This window comes from Dialister invisus DSM 15470, assembly GCF_000160055.1.
GTDB lineage: Bacteria > Bacillota > Negativicutes > Veillonellales > Dialisteraceae > Dialister > Dialister invisus.
In genome coordinates this window covers 419,450-443,084 of the sequence record NZ_GG698602.1, presented here as the reverse complement: position 1 = coordinate 443,084, position 23,635 = coordinate 419,450, and the positions used below count along the sequence as shown (strand labels likewise).

The following is a 23,635-nucleotide window of genomic DNA, read 5'->3' as shown; positions in this document are numbered from 1 at the left end:
GTTAATCTGGAGGTGTGGGATGGAAACGGAAAAGAAAAAGTACAAAAGAATCATGCTGAAGCTCAGTGGTGAAGCATTGGCTAATGATAAGGGGTTTGGTATTGATCCGGAAGTTGTGTATCGGCTTGCGGGAGAAATTAAAGAAGCCAGTGATTCCGGAATTGAAATCGCCGTTGTTGTTGGCGGCGGAAATATCTGGAGAGGCCTTAAAGGAAGTGCCGGCGGTATGGATAGGGCATCAGCCGATTACATGGGCATGCTTGCCACTGTCATCAACTCTGTGGCACTCCAGGATGCCCTTGAAAAAATGGGCGTTACCACAAGAGTGCAGACGGCTATCGAAATGCAGCAGATTGCAGAGCCTTATATCCGCCGCAGAGCAATCCGACATCTGGAAAAAGGAAGAGTCGTTATTTTTGGCGCCGGTACAGGGAATCCCTATTTTACTACTGATACGACCGCTGCTCTCCGTTCCGCGGAAATTGAAGCAGATGTTATGTTGATGGCAAAAAAACAGACAAATGGGGTTTATGATGCGGATCCTAAATTCTATCCGGAAGCAAAGATGTTTACCCATCTGTCTTATAATGATGTTTTGCAGAAAAAGCTGGAGGTCATGGACAATACCGCAATTACACTCTGCATGAATAATAAAATCCCGATCATGGTTTTTAATATCGATGTTCCGGGAAATATTGTCAAAGCCTGCGAAGGTGAAAACCTGGGCACATTGATAGAGGAGAAATAAAATGTACGAAGACGAATTAAAGCATCTTTCTGAAAAGATGGATAAATCCATCCAAGCATTAAGAAATGAATTCACATCAATCAGAACGGGCCAGGCAAGCCCGAGTCTTTTGGATCGTGTATTTGTAGATTACTATGGATCCAAGACGCCGGTTACACAGGTGGCATCTGTTACCGTACCGGAAGCAAGAATGCTTGTCGTGCAGCCTTGGGATAAAGGAATTTTAAAAGATATCGAAAAAGCAATCAATATGTCTGATTTGGGACTGGTACCTATGAATGATGGTAATCTGATCCGCATGGCGATTCCCCAGCTCACGGAACAACGCAGAAAAGACCTGGTCAAAGTGGTTAATAAAAAAGCGGAAGAAGCGAAAGTGGCTATCCGCAATATCCGCAGAGATGGAAACGTATTTCTGAAAAAGGAAGAAAAGAACAGCGATATTTCCAAAGATGTCATTAAAGACATGGAGGACAAGATTCAGAAACTGACTGATCAGAAAATCAAAGATCTGGAAGCGGTTACCGATAAAAAAGTTAAGGAAATACTGTCTGTATGATGGGAAGAACTATTTATGCAGGTATGCGGTTTGATGAAAACCTGGCAAAGCAGATTTCAGAGGAATATCCTTCATGGCATATTTCTGAAACCCGCGGGCGCCGTTATGATTTGCATAAAGTGAGAAAATACCTGGTACGGTGTGGTAAAGAGGCGGTCATTATGCCTCAGATGAAGTACAGTGATGAAGTGGAAGCGGTACTAAAGAGATTGACGAGTAAGGAGAATGGGTGTGTCTGATAAGAGGTTTCCCCGTCATGTGGCAATCATCCTTGATGGAAATGGGCGGTGGGCGCAGCAGCGGGGGAGAGAACGAACCTATGGGCATCAGGTCGGCGCGGCAAATGTAAAAAATATAGTTCGCGCCGCCGGTCATATGGGTATCCGGTGTCTGACGATATATGCTTTTTCTACAGAAAATTGGAAACGCCCTGCTTTTGAAGTGAATTTTCTTATGCATCTTTTTAAGAATTACCTGATCGGGCAGCTTCGCGAACTGATTGCCGATAATGTGCAGGTTCATATTATCGGCGATACAATGGAATTGCCGTCATCACTTCAAGAGGAAATCAAGGTGTGTGAAAAGGATACTGCAAATAATGACGGGCTTATCCTGAATGTGGCCATTAACTATGGCGGCCGAATGGAACTGGTTAACGCAGTGAGGGATATCAGCCAAAAAGTTGCAGAAGGCAGGATGGAAGCAGATTCTGTTACAGAAGAAACCATCACGAACCACCTCTATCCTTCGGCATCATCAGATGTGGATCTGCTTATACGTACGGGCGGTGAATCGCGGATATCGAATTTCCTTTTATGGCAGGTTTCGTATAGCGAATTGTATTTCACACCTGTTTTATGGCCTGATTTTTCAAGTGAAGAGTTGGAAAAGGCTGTTTTCTGGTTCACAGGAAGAGATCGTCGTTTTGGCGGTTTGACGGAGGCTTCCCGATGAAGATCCGTGTCATTACAGCTGTGGCTGGAATTATTGCGGTTTTAGGCCTTGTGGCTCTTGGCGGATGGTTTTTGACATCAGCTGTTTTTGCTGTATCGGTTTTAAGTTTGTTTGAATTTAAAAATATGTTGAGTAATGTGAATATTCGTGTATATCGTATACCTGCGGTAGCAGCCTTGGCAATTATCGTAGGAGCAGCAGGCTTTTATTCAATCTGCATATTCTTTTCTGCCATTGTTGCGTCTTTTATCCTGCTTTTATTTCTTGTGATGGTACTGAAAAAAGAACAGGTGCATGGGCTTATCTATACCGTTTTTGGCGTCATTTATCTGGGGATCGGGTTCGGTTCATTGGCATTTCTTCGTGGAGGGAATGAACTTCTCGGCATGGGGAGTATTACCGTGACACCGGGGGCATTCCTGATTTCGTTTGCTCTTATTGGCACATGGGCGAGTGATTCTTTCGCGTACTTTGCAGGGAAAAGGTTTGGAAAGCATAGGATGGCGCCTCATATCAGCCCGAATAAAACGATGGAGGGACTATTCGGCGGTATGGCCGGAACGATTATTCTTTGTCTGATTCTATCGGCAGCTGTGGACTTTTCCATTCTGATTGGATTTTTGATGGGTGTGATTGTAGCCGTTATGGCGCCTATGGGTGATTTGTTTGAGTCTTACCTTAAACGGGCCTGCGATGTGAAAGATTCAGGAAATATTTTGCCCGGTCACGGCGGCATGATGGATCGTTTTGACAGTCTGCTCTTTGTGGCGCCGGCAGTACTTTTATTCTTAAGTCTGATCAGGTATGGTGTATAGATGAAAGAAATAGCGATACTTGGAAGTACAGGTTCCATAGGTACACAGACGCTTGACATAGTACGGATATATCCTCGGCTTTTTCATGTGTCCGTTATTTCCGCCAAAAGAAATATTGACGCTCTTTTTGCACAGGCAGAAGAATTTCATCCCCATACGATTGTCGTGACGGATGAAGAAGCAGGAAAAAGGTTTAAAGACCTTTACAGGGGATCGGCGGAGGTGCTTGTCGGGGAAGGAGCGTTATCGACGGCTGCCTGTGGGAATCAAGTGGATCTTGTCCTTGTTTCCGTGGTCGGCATTGATGGCTTGAAGCCGACTTTAGATGCCATAGCGGCAGGAAAAGAAATCGCCCTCGCAAATAAAGAAACTCTTGTGACCGGCGGGGAGCTTGTCATGAGGGCAGCCAAAGAAAAGGGAATCCTTATCCGTCCTGTAGACAGTGAACACAGTGCTATCTTCCAATCAATGCTGGGGCAGGATAAAAAAGCAGTTCATAAGATACTGCTTACCGCATCGGGCGGACCGTTCCGAGGATATACAAGGGAACAGTTAGCACAAGTCACGTTGGAGGATGCCATGAAGCATCCTACATGGAATATGGGACGAAAAGTAACACTCGATTCGGCAACCATGTTTAATAAAGGATTGGAAGTCATTGAAGCGCGGTGGCTTTTTGATGTGGATTATGACCATATTGAAGTGCTTGTCCAGCCGCAGAGCTTAATTCATTCCATGGTAGAGTATGAAGACGGTTCTGTTATCGCACAAATAGGGAATCCTGATATGCATCTCCCCATACAGTTTGCGCTTACGTATCCCCATCGTTTACCGTCACCTTCCCATGAATTTGTGGATTGGAAGCAAGTAGAATCAATTATTACGGAGCAGCCTGATGTGGAAGTGTTCCGTTCTCTCCGTCTTGCTTTTGAGGCGGGAAAACAGGGAGGAAATGCAACGACTGCATTCAATGCGGCTAATGAAGAAGCGATTGCATCTTTTATTAAAGGGCAGTTATCTTTCCTTTCCATTTTTGACGTCGTGGAAGAAACGCTTACCCAATGGACGAGCCGTCATATCCATTCGCTTTCTGATGTATTGGAAGCGGATAAAGAAGCGCGGCGCTTTGCAAAAAAAATTATAAACAGAGGAATTTTATGTTAAATGTTATAATAGCTCCCATTATTGTTTTTGCTATCATCGTGATCGTTCATGAAGGCGGTCATTTCTTTATGGCGAAGCTGACAGGAATGAAAGTGGATGAATTTGCTGTCGGGTTTGGACCGAAAATAGTGTCTTTCCGAAAAGGAGAAACATTGTACTCTCTTCGAGCCATTCCTCTTGGCGGATATAATAAAATTGCAGGAATGAATCGCGACGACTTGGATGATCCCCGTGCATTTCGACAAAGACCGACATGGGCAAAACTTCTTGTCATTGCTGGGGGCGCGCTGTTTAATATATTGCTTGCTTTTTTTATTTTTACAGCAATTTTTTCTGTCAATGGAATTCATACCTTTAAGGATGTACCCGTGGCAGGTTCTGTACTGGAAGAAAGTTCCGCTGCCCGTGCGGGAATTAAGGCAGGTGATAAAATTATTTCCATTAATGGAGAAAAGGTAGAAAGATGGGAAGATATCGGCAGGATTGTATCCGATAAAGCGGGACGGGTTCTTTCTGTCGTTATAGATTCTGAAGGCGTGAAAAAAACGGTCACTGTTATTCCAAAGGACAATGGAGAGGGGCGCGCAATTATGGGAATCACTCCTTCTGTGGAAAAAGAAGATGTTTCTTTAGATCGTGCAGTTTCTCTTGGGGCAGAAAGGTGTGTCTATATATTAAAGATGATGGTTGCCGGGCTGGCGGATATACTTGCCGGAGCAGAAGCCGGTGTGGCAGGGCCCATCGGTGTGGCCCGCATGGCAGGAACCGTGGCGGATTCAGGAATGACGGCGCTCTTTGCATTTATCGCGCTTCTGAGTTTGAATCTGGGCTTTTTAAATTTGCTGCCGATTCCGCTTCTTGACGGGGGACTTTTGATTCTTACGCTGATAGAAGGTATTTCCGGGAAAGAGCTTCCTGAGAGGGCCTTGTACTATATACAGGCGGTTGGGATAATTATTATCGGATTTATATTTCTCTTCGCCATGTGTAATGATGTAATGTCTTTGATGAAATAGGTGACAAGGGTGACAAGACAGATAAAAGTGGGTGATGTGCTTATCGGCGGAAGTGCGCCAATTGCCATACAGTCGATGAGTACTTTCAGCCCGGCAGATACAGAATATGCGGCGGCGCAAATCAATGCTCTTGACGAAGCGGGGGCTGATATTGTCCGTCTTGCCGTTCCCGATAAAAAAGCGGCGGAAGCTTTGGGCGTCCTTCGGGCAAAAGTAAAAGTATCTCTGGTGGCGGATATCCATTTCGATTATCGTCTGGCTCTGACTGCTATGGAGTCAGGTATTGATGCGCTCCGGATCAATCCGGGAAATATAGGGAAAAGAGAGAATGTCATTAAAGTAGTGACGATGGCCAAAGAAAAAAATATTCCTATCCGCATCGGTATCAATGCAGGGTCTCTTCCTGAATATATTTTAGAGGAGTATGGCGGACATCCTACGGCAGAAGGCATGGTGGCGGGTGCACTTGAACATGTACGGATATTAGAGAATGAAAATTTCCATAATATCGTTATTTCTGTAAAATCCACGGACGTGCCGATGATGGTAAAGGCAAACCGTATGCTTCATGATAAAGTGGACTATCCTCTTCACTTAGGCGTTACAGAAGCGGGGACGCTTTATCGCGGGACAATCAAGTCTGCAGTGGGAATCGGCGCACTGCTTTTAGACGGAATCGGTGATACAATAAGAGTATCACTGACCGATGATCCCGTGAAAGAAGTGAAGGCAGCCAAGGAAATACTGAGTTCCGTGGGACTTCAGCAGTATGGGCCGGTTCTTGTTTCCTGCCCCACCTGCGGACGTACACAGGTGAACCTCATTGAAATGGCACAGGAAGTGGAAAAGCGGCTTGAGAAATTTAAAAAGCCTGTCCGTGTGGCAGTCATGGGGTGTGCGGTCAATGGCCCTGGAGAAGCAAGAGAGGCAGATTTTGGAATTGCCGGAGGCAAGGGGGCGGGACTGCTCTTTCGCAAGGGGAAAGTCATCAGGAGTGTGCCCGAGACGGAATTGATTGACGCGCTTATGGAAGAAATTGAAAAGTATGAAAATGAAGGAGAATGAGTATGTTAGCATCTAAACTGTATAGTCCTACATTGAGGGAGATTCCTTCCGATGCGGTGGTAGTCAGTCATCAGTATATGTTGAAGGCGGGAATGATGCGTAAAGTGTCAAATGGGCTTTATGCATTCCTGCCTCTGGCGCTCCGTTCTGTCCGCAAAGTGGAAGACATTGTCCGGGAAGAAATGAATGCGATCGGGAGCCAGGAAATTCTCATGCCGATTACCCAGCCCGCTGAAATCTGGAAGCAGTCGGAGCGTTGGGATGTATATGGCGAAGAAATGTTTAAATTGAATGACCGCCATGGACATGAATACTGTCTTGGCCCTACCCACGAAGAACTGGTTACGGTGCTGGCAAAGATGGATACTTCTTCTTATAAGCAGCTTCCGGTTTCTTTGTACCAGATTCAGAATAAATACCGCGATGAAAAGCGTCCCCGCTTTGGGTTGATGAGAAGCCGTGAATTCATTATGAAAGACGCTTATACCTTTGATATGGACGAAGAAGGTTTAGATAGGCAGTATCATTTGATGTATGATGCGTATACAAGAATTTTTACCCGCTGCGGACTTCATTTTCGCCCTGTTGTGGCGGATTCCGGCGCTATCGGCGGAAGCGGCTCTCATGAATTTGAAGTCATTGCCGATTCAGGGGAAGCAGATATCGTTTACTGCAAAGATTGTGATTTTGCGGCCAATATAGAAGCAGTAGAACCGAAAGCACTTTCTTCTTCAGTTCATAATGACAAAGCGAAAGAAATCGTGGAAACACCCGGACAGCATACAATCCAGATGGTCTGTGATTTTCTTCATGTGCCTGTTGTCTGTTCTGTTAAAGCTGTTGTTTATAAACTGGATGATACAGTGGTGCTTGCTCTGGTACGCGGTGATCATGAAGTGAATGAAGTCCGTCTTCAAAATCTTTTTAATGCTGTCAATGTAGGGCTGGCGTCTGACGAAGATTTGAAACGCTGCGGGCTCATTGCGGGCTATATCAGTCCGATCGGTTTAAAAAAAGCGGATAACTTTGAAATCATCGTAGACACAACGGTCATGGAAATGGAAGATGCCTGCTGTGGTGCAAATGCGGTGGATAAACACTATGTCCATGTGAATCCGAAACGTGATTTTGGGGATGTGAGAGTAGAAACGATCCGCCTTATTACCGCGGAAGACTGTTGTCCGAAGTGCGGCGGCATGATTGAATTGAAAAAAGGAATTGAGGTAGGGCAGGTATTTAAATTGGGAACCAAGTACAGTGAGAAGCTTGGCTGTACATATTTAGACCGGGACGGAAAAACCCATCCTATGGTCATGGGGTGTTATGGTATCGGCATTACCCGTACAGTAGCCGCTTCTATCGAACAGAATCATGATAAAGACGGCATTATCTGGCCGGTGGCTATTGCTCCCTATGAAGTGGTCATCGTTCCCGCCAATAATAAAGATGAAGGCGTGATGAATGCTGCCCGCCATTTGTATGATAAAATGGAAGACTGTCGGGATGAAGTCATATTGGATGACAGAGATGAAAGGGCGGGTATTAAGTTTAAAGATGCGGATCTGATCGGATATCCAATCCGTGTAACTATCGGTAAGAAATGGAAAGAAAGCGGACTGGTGGAAGTACGTCTTCGCAGAAGCGGTGTTGTTAGTGAAGTGGCATTAGCGGACTGCAAGACGAAAGTACTGGAAATGCTTGAAGAACTTCACAAAAAGAATTTATAATTCATGGAGAGCATCATGGACGAAAAGGAATTTGAGATCTTGTGGGAAAAAATCCGAAAGATCGACAGAAATATGGCCGATCTTTTTGACGAGCGTGTAGAACTGACACGTCGGACTGCCATCTCTAAAATAGAAGCAAATATTCCTGTCTATGATGCCAAAGGGGAAGAGAAAAATGTGGAAGAGCTGTCGGCCTTGCTTCAGAAAATGTCAAACCGATTCCGTTTCATTAGATGGTATCATTTACTGACGGAGCCGGGAAAAATGGCACGGAAAGAATTCAGGCAGGGAGAGAAGGAATGACAGAAGAGCTGCGGGGCGTTGTAAAAGCGGTTATCTTTAAAAGTAAAGATGAATCTTATTGTGTTTTCCGAATCGAAGAAAAAGAAAGCGGCACTTCCGTGACAGTGACGGGAAATATAGTTATTCCCTACGTAGGGGAAAATGTAGTTGTACGAGGGGGCTGGTTGAGGCACCCCCGTTTTGGTTTGCAGTTCAGGGCTGCCATTTTGGAGAGGCTGAAACCGGAAGCGGCCGATGAGGTAGAACAATTTCTTGCTTCCGGCCTGATCAGCGGTATCGGTCCTTCCATGGCGAAACGGATTGTACAGCACTTTGGTAAAAAGACACTTGAAATATTTGAGCGGAATATAGATGCTCTTTCTGAAGTGTCGGGGATCGGGCAGAAAACATTGGAGAGGATCAAAGATTCTTATTCAGGAATCAGCGCCATGCAGGAAGTGATTATGTTTCTTCAATCCCTTGGGATTTCAGAACGCTTTGCGCTTCCTATGCAGCAGCTTTATGGTGATGATGTCATGAAAGTGGTGCGGGAAGATCCGTATCGCATGGTCAGTGAAATACCGGGGCTCGGTTTTAAAAATGTGGACCGTATTGCCTTATCGGAGGGAATCATTCCGGAAGACAGCGACCGTATCGTCCACGGCATTTTTTATATTCTTTCACAAGCGGTAAGCGGTGGTCATGTCTGCGGACCATCTGATCAAGTATATACGGCAGCCAGCGAACTGCTGCGGGTGTCACCGGAAATTGTAGAAACCGTAGGGAGGGAGGCAGTGGATTTCGGTACTGTTCCTTCCGTCGTTTATGAAGGAAAGACCTATCTCTATCTTCCTTATCTTTACGAAGCGGAGACGGAATCGGCATACCGCGTGCATCATCTGATGGAAGCCGGGCCTCTGGGATCGGCAAATTTGGCAATTGAACGGTTTGAAAAGGAAAATGGTTTCCGTCTGGCGAAGGAACAAAGAGATGCCGTGGAAAAATCGATGAAAGCCGGAATGATGGTGATTACCGGTGGACCGGGTACAGGAAAGACGACACTCATTCGTGCAATCATCACGGCGGCAGAGCAAAATGGACTGGAGCCTGCTCTAATGGCGCCTACAGGAAGGGCAGCGAAACGTCTTGCGATATCAAGCGGGCGTGATGCAGATACTATTCACAAAGCGCTGGAAGCATCCGTGCGGGAAACCGGCAGGACATACTTCGAAAGAAATGAAGCCAATCCGTTGGAAGAAGATTTGATTATCGTAGATGAAGCGTCCATGCTGGATATTTCTCTTTTCTACCATCTTCTCTGCGCGCTCAAAGATGGAGCAAGGCTCATTTTAGTGGGGGATATAGACCAACTTCCTCCTGTGGGGGCGGGGGAGCCTTTAAAAGATTTGATGAGTTGGGGATATGTGCCCATAGTGCGGTTGAAGCGTATATTTCGTCAGGAAGAAGGCAGCGGCATTGTAGAGAATGCGGCGCTTATCCGGAAAGGGGAAATGTGTGTCCCTGATGAAGCGGGCGAGTTTCGTATTGTCTATGCAGCCGATGATGAAGATGCGTATCGGATTGTCATGGATTTATGCAGAGAACTTAATTACGGGAATGAAGAGAATAAAATGCTGCTGCAGGTGCTTTCCCCCATGTACCGCGGTGTGTGCGGCGTGGACCATTTGAATGAATCTTTGCAAGAAATGATTCACGGGGAAAAGGTTCCGGATGGGATGAAATTTTTCCCTGGTGATAAAGTGATGCAAACGAGAAATGATTATGAAAAAGGAATTTACAACGGCGATGTGGGAACCGTCTGGACGGCAACGCCTCAAAAAGTATTTGTCCGTTATTTTGATAAAGAAGTAGTATATGAAGGCGAGGAGAGGTTTGATCTCCGGCTTGCTTACGCGGTAACCGTCCATAAAAGCCAGGGAAGTGAATATGAGACGGTGATTTTCATTCTCCGCCCGTCACAGCATAATATGCTCCAGCGTAATCTGCTCTATACGGGGGTGACGCGCGCGCGGAAGAACACGATTCTGGTAACCGCACCTGATGCTTTGCGTCGGGCGTTGGCGATACAGCATACAGGGAATCGTTACAGTTTATTTCTTCCTTTTTTAAATCATGAGGCGCTGTAAATGAAACTGGCCGAGTCTATTTTAGAGCTGTTTTATCCAAGTACCTGTCCGGGCTGCGGGAATCATACTTCGTTGAAAAATTTGTGGTGTGAAAAATGTATACGGCAATTTTGGAATCCCCGTATGCTGAGTTCTTCTTTGACTAAGTATCTTTGCGGCTGTTATACGCTCTGTAATTATACCGGCGGTCTTCGTAAGTGTGTGATCCGCCTGAAATATAACGGCAGGGTGGAGTTGAAGCATGCTTTTCCTCCGCTGCTTACGGTTTTTCCCTGGTGGGAGCGTTTGAAAGAATATGAAACTGTCATTCCTATTCCTTTATCGAAAGCTCGTTTTCGTGAACGCGGATATAACCAGGTGGATATGATTTTCCGTAAATGGGTGGAAACTTCGGGAAAGACATACATCCCGCATGGTATGGTGCGAATGAGAAATACAGAAACGCAGTCACTTCTTACAAAAGAGGAGCGTTATAAAAATATGCGCGGTGTATTTCATGTGAATAAAGGAACATCTGTTAAAGGGAAGAAAATTCTTCTTGCAGATGACATATATACCACTGGCGCTACGATGGAGTCTGCTGCCCATGAACTTATGCGGGCAGGCGCGGAAAAAGTGGTGGGGATTACCATAGCCAGCGGGGCATTGTAATAATAGAAAATCCTGTAAGGGAGAAGAATCAGTCTCTTTACAGGATTTTTTAATTGAAGTGATCAATGGAAAAAGTTTTTGATTTTTTGAAACAGTATGGAAGTCCAGGAAAAGGAGAGAAATGATTTCTGATGCATCAGTTTTCGGGAAGTTGAATGAACCGCTTTTTTACGATACAAAGCGGTCCTTATTCTCTGCGGAAAGGAATGTCTTGCCATGGGAACAGATAGAGATGATTTTGCTGATTCTTTCTTTATCTGTCCGGTTTTTAGATCAAACTTGGCAAAACTTGCGCGGGATTGGAAAGGATTCATTCCGAAGGGCTCCTGTTCCTGTGGCACGGAGGGATTTTTACGATTCTTATCCCGTTCGAGTTGGCTGAGCATCTTATTTTTTGTTCGATAATCAAATGCCGGTTCTTCCGCCGCCCAAAATCCTGACTTTTGTATTTTTCGGCTGTCTAAATCATAGGAGATGCGTGCGCTGCAATGGGGACAACGGATCATACCTTTCCGTTTTTTTATACTGCTGTCAAATAATTTCAGTTTATGCCCGCATACGTGGCAGATGAGAGTAAATGCCATAGAGTCCTCCTCATGTCTGCTTAAGTATAATCAGAGAGAGACTTAGGAGCAAGTGCGGTAGAAAAAGGATTTTTTGAGAAGTACGATATGATATAATAAAACTCAAATCAATAATCATCGTTTGTGGAGGTGTTCATGGAAAAGAAGCTTGTAGTTGTTGATGGAAGTTCCCTTCTATATCGAGCATTTTTTGGACTTCCGCCTTTGTCATATCATGGAATACCAACGAATGCCGTCATGGGATTTTTAAATATGCTTTATGATATTTATAAAAATTTTGATCCTGAGTACATGGCTGTTTCTTTTGATAAGAACAAGCAGACTTTTCGTTCCGAAGTTTATAAAGAGTATAAAGCAACGAGAAAACCGGCACCTCCGGAATTGGTCCCCCAGTTTGCGCTGATTCGTGAAGCACTTCGTACATTAGGCGCTGCCGTTTATGAAGTAGATGGATATGAGGGCGACGATATACTGGGGACGCTGGCGGCTCGTTACGAAAAGGAGCTTCCCGTTTTCATCGTAACAGGGGATAGAGATGCTCTTCAGCTTGCCACCAAAGATACGACTGTTTATATTACCCAGCGGGGCGTTTCACAAATGGCGGCGATGACGCCGGAAGCAGTTGTGGAGAAATATGGAATCACGCCTCGGCAGGTTATTGATATGAAGGCGCTTATGGGAGATACATCAGATAATATTCCCGGTGTCCCCGGCGTGGGAGAAAAGACGGCGGCCAAGCTGTTGTCCCAATATCAGACTTTAGACAATCTTTATGGACATGTAGGAGAAATAAAAGGCGCAGTCGGCAAAAGGCTGGCGGCCAATAAAGAGTTGGCATATCTGTCATACCGTCTGGCAACGATTAAGACAGATGTTCCTTTTGAAGCTGCTTTGGAAGAAATGAAGCAGCCGGTTCATTTTGAAGAGATGATGGAGTTTTTCCATCGTTTAGGTTTGGAACGCATCGCCGATCGATACAGTACGCTGCCCCGTTTTCGTGAACTGGCTGTATCTAAGAAAAAGGAAATACAGGCGGCAGCTGTGAAGCTGGAAGAATTTCCTTTGCATCCGGATTTTACCGGCAAAGAAGTGTCTCTTGTCCTTCACATGGAAGGGAAGGCGCCTTTTTATCATGCCGATCTGGCGGTGGTAGGATATGGAAATCATGTTTATAGAGCCCTGCCGGAACGGTTTGAAGATGTATGTATGGCTCTTGCTGCGGCGAAGCACGTCATTGTACAGGACAGCAAATCTATTTATGAATCAGACTTTCCTACAGAAGGAATTCCTTTTTATGACATGACCCTTGTGTCCTATGTACTTGAACCGACACGGACGACCTATCCACTGTCGTACATGGCAGAATTATTCGGAACGTCGCCTGTGTTTCCAGATCATTTGGATACGGAAGAAGAAAAAAGTGTCTGCATCTGCGGATTTCTTTTATCTCTTTATGCGACATCATTGGAGCATATGAAATCGAATGGAGTACAATCGCTTTTCGAAAAGATAGAAAACCCGCTTGCTGCTGTTTTGGCAGAAATGGAAAAAGCGGGTATTGCTACTGATCAGAAACGATGGGAAGCGGTCTGCCATGAATTAAAGGTACAGGAAAGGAAATTGCTGTCGCTGATTTACGAGGCAGCGGGAGAAGAATTTAATGTGAACTCACCTAAGCAGCTTGGTGTTATTCTGTTTGAAAAGATGGGCATGCCGGCCGGCAAGAAGACAAAGAACGGTTATTCCACAGCGGCAGATGTGTTGGAAATGCTGGCGAAAAGTTATCCCTTTGTGAAAGATATTCTGGAATACAGAACGATTTCAAAATTGATTTCCACATACCTTGAGGCATTGCCGCTGCTTATCCGCCCTGAAACGGGACGGATTCATACATCATTTAATCAGACAGTTACCGCCACAGGACGTTTGTCCAGCTCGGATCCCAATTTGCAGAATATTCCTGTCCGTACAGCAGAAGGGAGGCAAATTCGTTCGCTTTTCGTCCCGGGGCCGGGATATGACTGCTTTATTTCTTCCGATTATTCTCAAGTGGAACTCCGTGTATTGGCGCATATGTCAGGAGATGAAAGTCTTATCCGGGCGTTTCGCAACAAAGAGGATATCCACAGGCGGACGGCAGCGGAGGTCTTGGGAATTCCGTTTGAAGAGGTTACCTCAGAACAGCGGTCTCATGCGAAGGCTGTCAATTTCGGCATTATTTACGGAATCAGTGACTTCGGTCTTGCCAATCAGCTTGGCATCAGCCGCGGCGAGGCGGGAACGTATATAAAGAAATATTTTGAACGCTATCCCTATATTCATGCGTTTATGAAAAGTATGGTAGAAGATGCCCAAGAAAGCGGACGGGCAAAAACTCTTTTTGGAAGGTATCGGGAATTGCCAGACATCCGCAGTTCTAATTTCAATCGCCGTTCCTTTGCCGAGAGAACCGCAATGAACACTCCTATCCAGGGGACGGCGGCAGATATCATGAAGCTTGCTATGATTGAAGTGAGCCGACGTATAAAAGAGGAGGGGTACAAGAGCCGCGTTCTTCTCCAGGTTCATGATGAATTGGTGGTGGAAGCGGTTAGTGAAGAAAAAGAAAATCTGAAAACGCTTTTAAAAGAAACTATGGAATCCGTTGTGGAATTAAAAGTACCGCTCATTGCCGATGTCCACGAAGGCAAAAATTGGGCAGAAGCAAAGTAAGTACTGGAAGGACACAACGATGTATAGAATTGGACTTACCGGCGGTGTAGGCAGCGGAAAAAGCACAGTTTCCTCTTATATGAAAGAATTTGGCATTCCTGTTATTGATGGAGATTGCCTGGCCATGGAAGCAGTGGCTCCCGGCAACATTGCCATGAGGGAAATTCGGCAGGTTTTCGGTAATGGAATTTTTAATGAAGATGGTTCGCTGAACAGACTGAAAACAGCGGAAATCATATTCAAAGATGAAGAGAAAAGAAAAGCGCTTAATGGGATTATCCATCCTTATATTTGGCGCCGTACGCAGGAAGAAGTTATTGCCGCGCAGAATCATGGATATTTTGTGGTGGTACTTGATATGCCACTGCTTTTGGAAATAGACTGGCAGCTTCGTGTGGAGGCCGTATGGGTTGTGCAAGTGCCTTTGGAAGTACAAATAGAGCGGGTGATGGCTCGGAATGGATTTACTCGGAAACAGGTGCTGGAGCGGATTCACAAGCAAATGCCTACGGAAAATAAGTTAAACTATGCTGATGTTGTTATAGATAACAGCCGCTCACCGGAAGACACGAAGCGGCAGGTAAGAGAAGCTTTAATGCAAATTCCCGGCTTTGTGTTCCCCGGAGGATGCAATGATTAAAAAGCTGAAATACAAAGTAAGAAGAATAGAATTTGAACCACCGAGAGAAAATACGGGCGTTAAAGTGTTTGTCTTTCTTATGGCTGCATTAAGTTTGATTTTTTCATATATTTTTTGTGCGACTGTTTCTTGGCGCCCAAGTCCTATGATTCAGCATATTATCAATGAGAGTGCAGTGAGGGAAGGTATTTCTCCGTGCCTGATTGAAGCTGTCATGCTGACAGAAAGCAAGTTTGATGAGAAAGCAGTTTCCAAAGTCGGTGCCGTAGGAATGATGCAGCTTATGCCTGAAACGGCAGCATGGATTTCCGAACAAAGCGGATTGACGGCAGAAAAGTTGGAGGAGCCTGACCAAAATATACCTCTTGGGGCATGGTATCTGAATTTCCTTTTGAAAACTTACCATAATAATGAAATCCTGGCGCTGGCAGCATATAATGCAGGCCGCGGGAATGTAGATGAATGGATAAAAGAGAATAGGTGGGAAGAAGGATTTTCCGACATAGAAAGGATTCCATTTCCTGAAACGCGGGAGTTTGTAAAATCTGTGGTAACTGCAAGAGATCGTCTTGTGGAGAAAGATAAATGAAAATGGATGAAAAACTGGAAAAGGAACGGGAAGAGCGGCGTAAGCTTTTTCTATCCTGGGATATTGAAAATGATTTGCCTTGTGAAGTGGGTGATTATGTATTAAAACGTATTGATTTTCCTACGATGGAGGACCGTAAGACAGGAAAGGTGAAAACTGACATCCGCGTATATACGGCATTTGCATGGGAAAATGAAAAGAACGGCTGGATGGTAAAGGCTATTTTTGATGAAGAAACTAAAGATTACATGGTGAAAATGGATTTGCGGCTTATGACACTGACGCAACTTGAATCTATTACGGGGGATTTTGGGCAGTTTAAAAAGCGTGTCAGGGAACTGACGCCGAAAGCGATTGAAAAGGAGTTAATCCATTTGGAACGAGTTTCCGTACTGGCAGCCGCTAAAGGTTTCATGAAGTGGGATTATGAGAAGGTGATGCCTGAAAGGATGGGACAGTATAAGCGGATTATTAAGCCGGTGAATCCGGTGGAGGGATTGAATGGGTCTTTCATCATCGGTGCGTATGAGTGCAGGGAACGAAATATCGGAGTTTTGTTCTTTTATAATATTTATCGTGAAGAGTATTATGGAGAACTTCGCGCAGGCGGGATTCCCGTGATTGTCCATCAGTATGACGCAACGACTATCAACGAGTTTTCTTCTCACCTGGAAGCATATTTGGAAAAAGATTTGGAAATGCTTTATGAAAATCCTGTAGTAGAAGATTAAGTAATTTGTGTACAGGAAATTTTGGGTACGAGTTGGCGTTAAGGAGGAAATACTTATATTTTTATGTGATATTGTTTGCAGTTCATACATTATTTATGTTATAATAACTGCCGTAAAGATTGTAATTAGTTTATAGTTTCCAGTAGAGTGAGCCGCGGCTCACTTTTTCTTATAGTAGGAGGATCGATGGGGAGAAAAGAAATTGAATTGGAAGCGGAAAGACTGCTTGAGCCTGCTTTGAAACAGCTTGGCATCGAGCTTATTGATGTGGAGTATGTCCGTGAACGGAACTGGATTCTCCGTGTGTTTATTGACAAAGAGGACGGTGTTGATTTGAATGACTGTCAGCAAATCAGTGAAAAGGCAGGAGAATTGCTTGATGAGGCAGATTTGATTTCCGCTAATTATATGCTTGAAGTTTCGTCTCCTGGTCTGGACAGGGTATTAAAAAAAGATAAGGATTTTCTCCGTTATGCCGGTGAAGAAGTGGATGTAAAACTCTTTGCCCCCTTGGAAGAGGTCGGCGGAGTTAAAGCTTTTACTGCTGTATTGGACGGACTTTCTGATGATGGGCAGATTAGGCTCATCTTTCAGGATAAAACGATTACCCTTGGAAAAGATAAAATTTCACAAATAAGAATACATTTTTCATTTTAAAATCAGGAGGAATCAGAAATCGTGAATAATAATTTGCTGCAGGCTGTAAACTTTTTGGTGGATAAGAAGAAAGTGGAAGCGGATGTTGTATTTGACGCATTGGAAATGGTGCTGCTGACAGCTTACAAAAAGGAAATGGGAAGCAACGCAAAAACTTCTATTTCACTGGATAGAACCACGGGGGAGTATAAAATTTATGAAGAGAAAACCGTAGTGGAAGTGATTGATCCGGAATCGGAAAACGCAATCAATGAAATTACTGTGGAGAATGCAAAGAAAATCAGTAAAGATTATGAAGCCGGTGATATGCTCCGCGTTGATGTAACACCGAAAGATTTTGGCCGTGTGGCTGCTCAGGCGGCTAAGCAAGTGTTGATCCAGAAGCTTCGCGAAGCGGAAAGAGGATCCATATATGAAGAATTCTCCGGTCGTGAAGGTGATATTATCACCGGTACGGTAAAGTGGAGTGAATCCCGTACCGTATTTGTAGACTTAGGCCGTGTAGAAGGCATTCTTCCTTTTGCGGAACAGATTGAAGGTGAAACATTCCAGCCTAACGATAAAATTAAATGTTATGTACAGGAAGTGAGGAAGACTACAAAAGGACCGGAAATCATTCTTTCCAGAACTCACCCCGGGTTGCTGAAGCGCCTTTTCGAAATGGAGGTACCGGAAATTTACAGTGGTACTGTAGAAATTAAATCCGTTGTTCGCGAAGCTGGTTCCCGTGCCAAGATTGCCGTATATGCCATGGATCCCAATGTGGATCCGGTAGGTGCCTGTGTGGGACCGAAAGGGCAGCGTGTACAAAATATTGTCAATGAACTTCATGACGAGAAAATTGATATTGTTCGGTGGGATGAAGATCCGGCAATCTATATTGCCAATGCACTTTCACCGGCAAAAGTTGTTTCCGTTTCCGTCTGGGATGAAGAACGTTCTTCTTATGTCATTGTCCCCGATTACCAGCTTTCCCTTGCTATCGGCAAGGCAGGGCAAAATGCCCGTCTTGCAAATAAGCTGACCAACTGGAAAATTGATATCAAGAGTGAATCTCAGGCAGCTGAAGAAGGATTTGGCGAAGAAATAGAAGAAGATGATGATATCCTTTCTGATATTGAAACAGCTGATACAGGAGAGGGGGATAATGTGTGAAATTGAAAAAGATCCCTATGCGGATGTGTGTCGGATGCAAGGAGCTGAAGCCTAAGAAAGAATTACTTCGCATTGTCGCTTTACCTACTGGTATTATTGAATTAGACCGTACAGGGAAAAAATCAGGTCGTGGGGTATATATCTGTAACAGCAGTGAATGTTTTCAGAAAGCCTTTGATTCTCATGGATTGGAGCGTTCTCTGAAAAGGCCTGTATCTCGTGATGTATATGACGCGATAAAGGAAAAAATAGGAAATGAATGAACCGATATACAGGTTGCTGGGATTATGTATGAAGGCAGGGCGGCTGCTTTCCGGTAGTGAACAGATAAAAACTGCTGTGAAAGACGGAAAAGGCATACTCCTGATTCTGGCAGAGAATAGTTCGGAACGGACGAAAGAAGAGTATATCCGCTTAGCGAAACTTTCAGGAATAACTTGGCGGATATTCGGTGAAAAGGAAAAATTAGGACATGCTGTTGGTAAAGGCATACGAGCAGCCATCCTGATTTCGGACAGTGGATTTGGGACGTCGCTTCTGCAAAGGATCGATACCCTAAAATAAATAGAGATTGGGAGGTTACTTATGCAGAAATACAGAATATATGAGCTTGCAAAAATTTATAATAAAGGGAATGATGAAATCATTGCGGTGCTGAATAAAAATAATATTGAAGTTAAAAATCGGCTGAACAGTGTGGATGAGAAAGCAAAAGAGATTCTCGACAAAGCTTTTGCATCTCCTTCTGTCAAAAAGAATAAAAGGCCGCCTATGCGTACCGTACGATTTGATCAGCAAGGACGTCCGACCGGAAGCAAGACGGCGGAAGTACAAAAAAAATCTTATTCTTCATATAACACAGCTGTATCAAAACCTGTAAAAACGGGAATGCCGGAAGAGGCTAAGAAAGCAGAAGCAGATAAAAAAGCGGAGAAAGAATCTCTGCAGCGGAAAAATATCATAAATGAAGGGAAAAAAGAGGGACGTCAGCTTCCGACAGGGAAAATGTCTGTAATTACGCATGACGGCCATATGGGTGAACAAATCCCCCATAAAGAGGGACAGCCGGCAAGAATAGAACGAAATGATCATCCTCGAAAAAACAATCGTCCACAGGGAGGATACCAACAGAGAGGTGAGCGCTCACAGGGGGGGGATCAGCGAAGAGGTGACCGTCCTCAGGGAGGTCATCAGCAGCGTAGTGACCGTTTCCAAGGAGATCGGCGGCCTGTAGGAGCTAGACGCCCCGTGGGAGATCGCAGAAGTGGGGCTGCTGTTAAACCGGCAGGCGGTCTGGATGAACAGCCGTTGATTCCACAGGCAAGACGGGATCGTCCTGATAAGAAGAAAACAAAGAAGGACTATGAAAGGAGCAGAAGAGAAAAAGAAAGCGGCTCCCTTATGGCGCGGTCTTTGAACCAGAACAAAAAGAAAAAACACGTGGCAGAAAAGAAAGCAACTGTATATCCGACAGAAATCGAAGTGCCGGAAAGCATTACTGTTAAAGAACTGGCGGAAAAATTAGGGCGTGAAGTTTCTGAAATTATTAAATACCTTATGCTTTCTGGTGTTATGGTAACAATTAACCAGAATCTGGATCATGAAACGGTAGAAATCATTGCGGAAGAATTCGGCGCAAAGATCATTGAGGCGGAAGCTCCGGCAGAGTTGGCCGAATATGTACCGGAAGCAGATGATGAAAGATTTTTAAAACCGCGTCCGGCAGTAGTTACTATTATGGGACACGTTGATCATGGCAAAACAACTTTGCTTGACGCGCTGCGCTCCACGAATGTGGCTATGCATGAAGCCGGCGGTATCACACAGCGTATCGGTGCCTACCAGATCCGTTATAAAAATCATAAGATTACATTTCTTGATACTCCGGGACATGAGGCATTTACAGCAATGCGCTCCCGCGGCGCACAGCTGACGGATATCGCTGTCCTGATCGTAGCGGCTGACGACGGCGTTATGCCGCAAACCGTGGAAGCAATCCATCATGCGAAGAATGCAGGGGTGCCGATTATGGTAGCCATTAATAAGATTGATAAACCCGGCGCAAATCCTGAACGTATTAAGGAAGAGCTTTCCCATGAAGGACTTCTTTGTGAAGAATGGGGTGGGGATATCATTATGGTTCCTATTTCCGCAAAGAAAAAAGAAGGATTGGATGAATTGCTTGAAAACATACTGCTCGTAGCTGAAATGCAGGAGTTGAAAGCGAATCCGAATCGTGAGGCTTACGGTATCGTCGTTGAAGCCCAATTGGATAAAAACAGAGGGCCGGTCATGAGCGTTCTTGTACAAAATGGTACGCTCCATGTGGGTGACGGCATTTTAGCAGGCAAAAGTTGGGGACGTGTACGTGCCATGACTAATGAGACCGGACGTAAAATGAAAAGCGCTGAACCGTCCGCTCCTGTAGAAATCCTCGGCATGGACAGCGTTCCGGAAGCAGGCGAACATTTCTATGTTATGGATGCAAGCCGTGCAAGAAACATTGCGGAACTTCACGCTTCCCGGGCTAAAGAGGAAGAGCAGAGAAGTGTACAGAAGGTAACTCTTGATAATATCTTTGAAAAAATTAAAGAAGGCGAAATGAAACAGCTGGATATCATTGTTAAAGCGGATGTCCAAGGATCTGTGGAAGCGTTGGTCCAGTCTTTCATGGGTATTAAGAGTGATGAGGTCCGGATAGCTGTCGTCCACTCCGGAGTCGGCGGGATTACTGAATCTGATGTCATGCTGGCATCGGCTTCCAATGCATTAATTATCGGATTCAACGTACGCCCTGATGCGAATGCGAGGGCGCTGGCAGAAAAAGACGGTGTGGATATCAGGTTGTATCGTGTTATCTATGATGCAATTGATGATGTAAAATCTGCCATGGCAGGGCTGCTTGCTCCGACAGTCAAGGAGATCCTTTTGGGACATGCGGAAGTCCGGCAGGTTATCCATACACCGAAAGTCATTGTCGCGGGTTGTTATGTGCAGGATGGAAAGATAACCAGCAACAGCATGATTCGTATTGTCCGTGATGGAATTGTTGTCCATGAAGGGAAGATTAATTCTCTCCGCCGCTTTAAGGATGACGTGAAAGAGGTTACGGAAGGATTTGAGTGCGGTATTGCCATTGAATCTTACAGAGATGTAAAGGAAGGCGATCAGCTGGAAGCCTTCAGGCTGGAAGAAGAGGTTGCTGAATTATAAATAGATAAAAGCGGCGTGGATTTCTTGCGCCGCTTTCTTTTTCACTTATGTGAGGTAAATATGTCGGAATTAAGAGTAAGGAAAATGCAGGAGTTTATCAAGCAGGAAGTAGGGAATATGCTCCTCCGCGAACTGAAAGATCCAAGGCTCGGTTTTGTTACTGTGACGGGAGTCAAACTAACGGGAGACCTTCGGGAAGCTACTGTTTATGTAAGCCTTTTTGGACAAGAAGAAGAGAGAAAAGAATCTCTCATGGTTTTGAATAAATCAAAAGGTTTCATTCGAAAAGAATTGGGAACCCGTCTGAAAGTGTATTATACTCCTGAAATTTCTTTTGAAGAAGATAAGTCTCTTGATTATGGAATGCATATTGAAGGACTTCTGAAAAAGATCCACGAGGAGGATGGCAATGGGAATTAAGATTGGACAGGCAAAAGAAATAGAAATGGAAGAAGCCGTTGCTTTCCTGCATGAGCATGATCATTTCCTTTTGGCAGGACATGAACATCCTGACGGAGATGATGTGGGTTCGCTTTGTGCCCTTTACAATGTTCTTGTATCCATGGGGAAAACTGCGGATATGATTTTGCCTGATCCCGTTCCGTCGGCTTTTACTCTTGTGAAGTCGTCAGCAAAGGTATTAATGGAAATACCTGAAGACGGGACATATGATGCTATGGTTTTTACGGATCTGGCGAATATTTCCCGTGGCGGAGATTTTAATTTTCCCGATGTGCCAAGTTTATGTATTGACCATCATCAGACAAATGAAAAGTATACTGACTATTTATATTTAAAATACAAGTATGCAGCGACAGCAGAAATGCTTGCGGAAATGTTTTTTGCTATGGGTTTGAAGCTGGATAGGGATACCTGTAATGCACTTTATATGGGGATCGGAACGGACAGCGGATTTTTCAAATTCAGCTGTACTTCTGAACATACGCTCCTTATGGCAAGCCGTCTGGTAAAAATGGGAGCAGATCCGTCCTATATTTCCAATAAACTTGATGAAAAAACAGAAGAAGCGATGAAGTGTTACAAACTTGTTGCCGATACCGTCCATTCATATAAGGACGGAAAGATTGTTGTTGCTTATATGAATAAAGAGGCTATGGCGCTGGATGGAGAAAATTCTGATTATTACGCCTCTATTCCCCGCTGCATTAAGGGTGCGGAGATTGCGGCACTTTTTAAATATAAAGAGCAGGACGAATACCGCGTTTCGCTGCGCTCTTTAAATTATGCGAATGTGGCAGATCTGGCAGCTGAATTTGGCGGCGGCGGACATTGGAAAGCATCAGGGTGTACGATGAACGGAACACTTTCTGACTGCGAGAGAGTATTCGTAGAAAAAGCGGAGAAATACCTCTGATGGATGGTGTTCTTAATGTATTGAAACCTGCAGGAATGACTTCGTTTGATGTCATTGCTTGTCTGCGCCGCATTTATGGACAGAAAAAGATTGGTCACGGCGGAACACTGGATCCTATGGCAGCAGGCGTGCTTCCTGTATTTCTGGGACGCTCAGCTCGATTGATTGAATATGCGCCTATACATAGAAAAACATATGAAGCGGAATTCGTCATGGGGCTGGCGACGGATACTGAGGATATGACAGGAAGGATTATAAAAACAGGCAAAGTCTGCTCTGATATCTCATTATGGGAAAGGGTGGCGTCGAAATTTACAGGCATTATAGAGCAAATACCATCTTCTTACTCTGCCATAATGGTGGATGGAAAACGGGCGTACCAGTTGGCAAGGAATGGTAAACAGGTGATATTGCCTTCCCGCAAGGTGGAAGTATATCATTTACAGATACGGGAGATCCAATCGCCTTACATTCGTCTTTCAGTGACCTGTTCCGCAGGTACTTATGTAAGGGCACTGGGACGTGATTTAGGAAATAAGATGGGGGTGCCTCTTGCCATGTCATTTCTTCTTCGGACGAAAATGGGGGTGTTTTCTATTGGACAGGCGAAAACGTTGGAAGAAATAGAAAGAAATCCTAAAGACTGCCTTATGACGGATATAAGTCTGCTCTTATCCAATCTGGAGAATGTATCGCTTTCGGAAGATGCAGCAAAAGATTTTCTTCAGGGGAAAAGGCTGCGTACTGCTTTGCCGGATATGGAAGTTACTGCGGTATTTCAAGAAGAACGGTTTTTAGGGACAGCATTTATAGAAAATGGTGTATTACATCCAAAGAAAGTATTTTCGTGA

At 44.6% G+C, this 23,635-nt stretch carries 25 protein-coding genes; 24 read left to right on the top strand and 1 reads right to left on the bottom strand.

Translation table 11 applies throughout. The annotated features are described in order from the left end of the window. Positions 1-19: 19 nt before the first annotated feature. The 12 genes from pyrH to GCWU000321_RS02080 are packed head-to-tail and all read left to right on the top strand — an operon-like array spanning position 20 to position 11,128. Entirely contained in the window at positions 20-748 is a 729-nt protein-coding gene (gene pyrH, locus GCWU000321_RS02135; protein ID WP_007069432.1) for a UMP kinase, read from the top strand. A 1-nt stretch (position 749) separates the two neighbouring features. Next, positions 750-1,307, top strand: a complete 558-nt coding sequence (gene frr / locus GCWU000321_RS02130; protein WP_007069431.1) for a ribosome recycling factor — start codon at positions 750-752, stop codon at positions 1,305-1,307. Then, complete coding sequence (locus GCWU000321_RS02125) at positions 1,304-1,546, top strand: hypothetical protein (RefSeq protein WP_007069430.1); 243 nt, start codon at positions 1,304-1,306, stop codon at positions 1,544-1,546. The genes frr and GCWU000321_RS02125 overlap by 4 nt, the downstream gene beginning before the upstream one ends. After that, positions 1,533-2,261 carry an isoprenyl transferase gene (locus tag GCWU000321_RS02120; RefSeq protein WP_007069429.1) on the top strand — a complete coding sequence of 243 codons (729 nt, stop codon included), beginning with the start codon at positions 1,533-1,535 and terminating at the stop codon, positions 2,259-2,261. The genes GCWU000321_RS02125 and GCWU000321_RS02120 overlap by 14 nt, the downstream gene beginning before the upstream one ends. Further along, positions 2,258-3,076 carry a phosphatidate cytidylyltransferase gene (locus GCWU000321_RS02115; RefSeq protein ID WP_007069428.1) on the top strand — a complete coding sequence of 273 codons (819 nt, stop codon included), beginning with the start codon at positions 2,258-2,260 and terminating at the stop codon, positions 3,074-3,076. Before GCWU000321_RS02120 ends, GCWU000321_RS02115 begins: the two co-directional genes overlap by 4 nt. After that, positions 3,077-4,240 (top strand): 1-deoxy-D-xylulose-5-phosphate reductoisomerase, encoded by a 1,164-nt coding sequence (locus GCWU000321_RS02110; RefSeq protein ID WP_007069427.1) that lies wholly within the window; start codon positions 3,077-3,079, stop codon positions 4,238-4,240. Next, positions 4,234-5,256, top strand: a complete 1,023-nt coding sequence (gene rseP, locus GCWU000321_RS02105) for an RIP metalloprotease RseP (RefSeq protein ID WP_007069426.1) — start codon at positions 4,234-4,236, stop codon at positions 5,254-5,256. Before GCWU000321_RS02110 ends, rseP begins: the two co-directional genes overlap by 7 nt. Further along, positions 5,257-6,321 carry a flavodoxin-dependent (E)-4-hydroxy-3-methylbut-2-enyl-diphosphate synthase gene (ispG, locus tag GCWU000321_RS02100; RefSeq protein WP_007069425.1) on the top strand — a complete coding sequence of 355 codons (1,065 nt, stop codon included), beginning with the start codon at positions 5,257-5,259 and terminating at the stop codon, positions 6,319-6,321. Between the two features lie 2 nt (positions 6,322-6,323). Beyond that, positions 6,324-8,048, top strand: coding sequence for a proline--tRNA ligase (locus GCWU000321_RS02095; protein WP_040381107.1), 1,725 nt, complete (start codon positions 6,324-6,326; stop codon positions 8,046-8,048). 15 nt (positions 8,049-8,063) lie between these two features. After that, positions 8,064-8,351: a chorismate mutase gene (locus tag GCWU000321_RS02090; protein WP_040381104.1), complete on the top strand. Its 288-nt coding sequence runs from the start codon at positions 8,064-8,066 to the stop codon at positions 8,349-8,351. Then, positions 8,348-10,477, top strand: coding sequence for an SF1B family DNA helicase RecD2 (gene recD2 / locus GCWU000321_RS02085; RefSeq protein ID WP_007069422.1), 2,130 nt, complete (start codon positions 8,348-8,350; stop codon positions 10,475-10,477). Before GCWU000321_RS02090 ends, recD2 begins: the two co-directional genes overlap by 4 nt. Further along, positions 10,478-11,128: a ComF family protein gene (locus GCWU000321_RS02080; RefSeq protein WP_022027218.1), complete on the top strand. Its 651-nt coding sequence runs from the start codon at positions 10,478-10,480 to the stop codon at positions 11,126-11,128. It abuts the gene before it with no gap. A gap of 62 nt (positions 11,129-11,190) precedes the next feature. Here GCWU000321_RS02080 and GCWU000321_RS02075 read toward each other — a convergent pair whose 3' ends face one another. Continuing rightward, a complete protein-coding gene (locus GCWU000321_RS02075) occupies positions 11,191-11,712 on the bottom strand; it encodes a hypothetical protein (RefSeq protein WP_007069420.1) in 522 nt (173 codons plus the stop codon). A 135-nt stretch (positions 11,713-11,847) separates the two neighbouring features. Here GCWU000321_RS02075 and polA point away from each other — a divergent pair, with 135 nt between their 5' ends. The 12 genes from polA to truB all read left to right on the top strand — a co-directional run bounded on the left by polA (position 11,848) and on the right by truB (position 23,635). Further along, positions 11,848-14,424, top strand: coding sequence for a DNA polymerase I (polA, locus tag GCWU000321_RS02070; RefSeq protein WP_007069419.1), 2,577 nt, complete (start codon positions 11,848-11,850; stop codon positions 14,422-14,424). A gap of 19 nt (positions 14,425-14,443) precedes the next feature. Continuing rightward, positions 14,444-15,064 carry a dephospho-CoA kinase gene (gene coaE / locus GCWU000321_RS02065; protein ID WP_022027215.1) on the top strand — a complete coding sequence of 207 codons (621 nt, stop codon included), beginning with the start codon at positions 14,444-14,446 and terminating at the stop codon, positions 15,062-15,064. Then, positions 15,057-15,653 carry a lytic transglycosylase domain-containing protein gene (locus tag GCWU000321_RS02060; protein ID WP_007069417.1) on the top strand — a complete coding sequence of 199 codons (597 nt, stop codon included), beginning with the start codon at positions 15,057-15,059 and terminating at the stop codon, positions 15,651-15,653. Before coaE ends, GCWU000321_RS02060 begins: the two co-directional genes overlap by 8 nt. Continuing rightward, complete coding sequence (locus GCWU000321_RS02055; protein WP_007069416.1) at positions 15,650-16,384, top strand: hypothetical protein; 735 nt, start codon at positions 15,650-15,652, stop codon at positions 16,382-16,384. Before GCWU000321_RS02060 ends, GCWU000321_RS02055 begins: the two co-directional genes overlap by 4 nt. Positions 16,385-16,570: 186 nt before the next feature. Further along, on the top strand, positions 16,571-17,041 hold the full coding sequence (locus GCWU000321_RS02050) for a ribosome maturation factor RimP (RefSeq protein ID WP_007069415.1): 471 nt from the start codon (positions 16,571-16,573) through the stop codon (positions 17,039-17,041). Positions 17,042-17,062: 21 nt separating this feature from the next. Next, on the top strand, positions 17,063-18,196 hold the full coding sequence (gene nusA, locus GCWU000321_RS02045) for a transcription termination factor NusA (RefSeq protein WP_007069414.1): 1,134 nt from the start codon (positions 17,063-17,065) through the stop codon (positions 18,194-18,196). Then, on the top strand, positions 18,193-18,459 hold the full coding sequence (gene rnpM / locus GCWU000321_RS02040) for an RNase P modulator RnpM (RefSeq protein WP_007069413.1): 267 nt from the start codon (positions 18,193-18,195) through the stop codon (positions 18,457-18,459). Before nusA ends, rnpM begins: the two co-directional genes overlap by 4 nt. Then, entirely contained in the window at positions 18,452-18,760 is a 309-nt protein-coding gene (locus GCWU000321_RS02035) for a L7Ae/L30e/S12e/Gadd45 family ribosomal protein (RefSeq protein WP_007069412.1), read from the top strand. Before rnpM ends, GCWU000321_RS02035 begins: the two co-directional genes overlap by 8 nt. A gap of 21 nt (positions 18,761-18,781) precedes the next feature. After that, complete coding sequence (gene infB / locus GCWU000321_RS02030) at positions 18,782-21,409, top strand: translation initiation factor IF-2 (protein WP_007069411.1); 2,628 nt, start codon at positions 18,782-18,784, stop codon at positions 21,407-21,409. A 60-nt stretch (positions 21,410-21,469) separates the two neighbouring features. After that, positions 21,470-21,829: a 30S ribosome-binding factor RbfA gene (gene rbfA / locus GCWU000321_RS02025; RefSeq protein ID WP_007069410.1), complete on the top strand. Its 360-nt coding sequence runs from the start codon at positions 21,470-21,472 to the stop codon at positions 21,827-21,829. After that, on the top strand, positions 21,819-22,784 hold the full coding sequence (locus GCWU000321_RS02020) for a DHH family phosphoesterase (protein ID WP_022027210.1): 966 nt from the start codon (positions 21,819-21,821) through the stop codon (positions 22,782-22,784). The genes rbfA and GCWU000321_RS02020 overlap by 11 nt, the downstream gene beginning before the upstream one ends. Continuing rightward, the gene (truB, locus tag GCWU000321_RS02015) at positions 22,784-23,635 is read left to right on the top strand and encodes a tRNA pseudouridine(55) synthase TruB (RefSeq protein WP_007069408.1); all 852 of its coding nucleotides are present in this window, start codon (positions 22,784-22,786) and stop codon (positions 23,633-23,635) included. The genes GCWU000321_RS02020 and truB overlap by 1 nt, the downstream gene beginning before the upstream one ends.

Excerpts from the sequence above, each read along its gene's own strand:
- GCWU000321_RS02060 (WP_007069417.1), top strand. The coding sequence starts at position 15,057 with ATGATTAAAAAGCTGAAATACAAAGTAAGAAGAATAGAATTTGAACCA.
- frr (WP_007069431.1), top strand. The coding sequence starts at position 750 with ATGTACGAAGACGAATTAAAGCATCTTTCTGAAAAGATGGATAAATCC.
- polA (WP_007069419.1), top strand. The coding sequence starts at position 11,848 with ATGGAAAAGAAGCTTGTAGTTGTTGATGGAAGTTCCCTTCTATATCGA.
- GCWU000321_RS02090 (WP_040381104.1), top strand. The coding sequence starts at position 8,064 with ATGGACGAAAAGGAATTTGAGATCTTGTGGGAAAAAATCCGAAAGATC.
- GCWU000321_RS02080 (WP_022027218.1), top strand. The coding sequence starts at position 10,478 with ATGAAACTGGCCGAGTCTATTTTAGAGCTGTTTTATCCAAGTACCTGT.
- GCWU000321_RS02035 (WP_007069412.1), top strand. The coding sequence starts at position 18,452 with ATGAATGAACCGATATACAGGTTGCTGGGATTATGTATGAAGGCAGGG.
- rseP (WP_007069426.1), top strand. The coding sequence starts at position 4,234 with ATGTTAAATGTTATAATAGCTCCCATTATTGTTTTTGCTATCATCGTG.
- GCWU000321_RS02055 (WP_007069416.1), top strand. The coding sequence starts at position 15,650 with ATGAAAATGGATGAAAAACTGGAAAAGGAACGGGAAGAGCGGCGTAAG.
- GCWU000321_RS02115 (WP_007069428.1), top strand. The coding sequence starts at position 2,258 with ATGAAGATCCGTGTCATTACAGCTGTGGCTGGAATTATTGCGGTTTTA.
- rbfA (WP_007069410.1), top strand. The coding sequence starts at position 21,470 with ATGTCGGAATTAAGAGTAAGGAAAATGCAGGAGTTTATCAAGCAGGAA.
- GCWU000321_RS02020 (WP_022027210.1), top strand. The coding sequence starts at position 21,819 with ATGGGAATTAAGATTGGACAGGCAAAAGAAATAGAAATGGAAGAAGCC.
- pyrH (WP_007069432.1), top strand. The coding sequence starts at position 20 with ATGGAAACGGAAAAGAAAAAGTACAAAAGAATCATGCTGAAGCTCAGT.
- GCWU000321_RS02110 (WP_007069427.1), top strand. The coding sequence starts at position 3,077 with ATGAAAGAAATAGCGATACTTGGAAGTACAGGTTCCATAGGTACACAG.
- GCWU000321_RS02095 (WP_040381107.1), top strand. The coding sequence starts at position 6,324 with ATGTTAGCATCTAAACTGTATAGTCCTACATTGAGGGAGATTCCTTCC.
- infB (WP_007069411.1), top strand. The coding sequence starts at position 18,782 with ATGCAGAAATACAGAATATATGAGCTTGCAAAAATTTATAATAAAGGG.
- GCWU000321_RS02125 (WP_007069430.1), top strand. The coding sequence starts at position 1,304 with ATGATGGGAAGAACTATTTATGCAGGTATGCGGTTTGATGAAAACCTG.
- GCWU000321_RS02075 (WP_007069420.1), bottom strand. The coding sequence starts at position 11,712 with ATGGCATTTACTCTCATCTGCCACGTATGCGGGCATAAACTGAAATTA.
- GCWU000321_RS02120 (WP_007069429.1), top strand. The coding sequence starts at position 1,533 with ATGGGTGTGTCTGATAAGAGGTTTCCCCGTCATGTGGCAATCATCCTT.
- recD2 (WP_007069422.1), top strand. The coding sequence starts at position 8,348 with ATGACAGAAGAGCTGCGGGGCGTTGTAAAAGCGGTTATCTTTAAAAGT.
- coaE (WP_022027215.1), top strand. The coding sequence starts at position 14,444 with ATGTATAGAATTGGACTTACCGGCGGTGTAGGCAGCGGAAAAAGCACA.
- truB (WP_007069408.1), top strand. The coding sequence starts at position 22,784 with ATGGATGGTGTTCTTAATGTATTGAAACCTGCAGGAATGACTTCGTTT.
- GCWU000321_RS02050 (WP_007069415.1), top strand. The coding sequence starts at position 16,571 with ATGGGGAGAAAAGAAATTGAATTGGAAGCGGAAAGACTGCTTGAGCCT.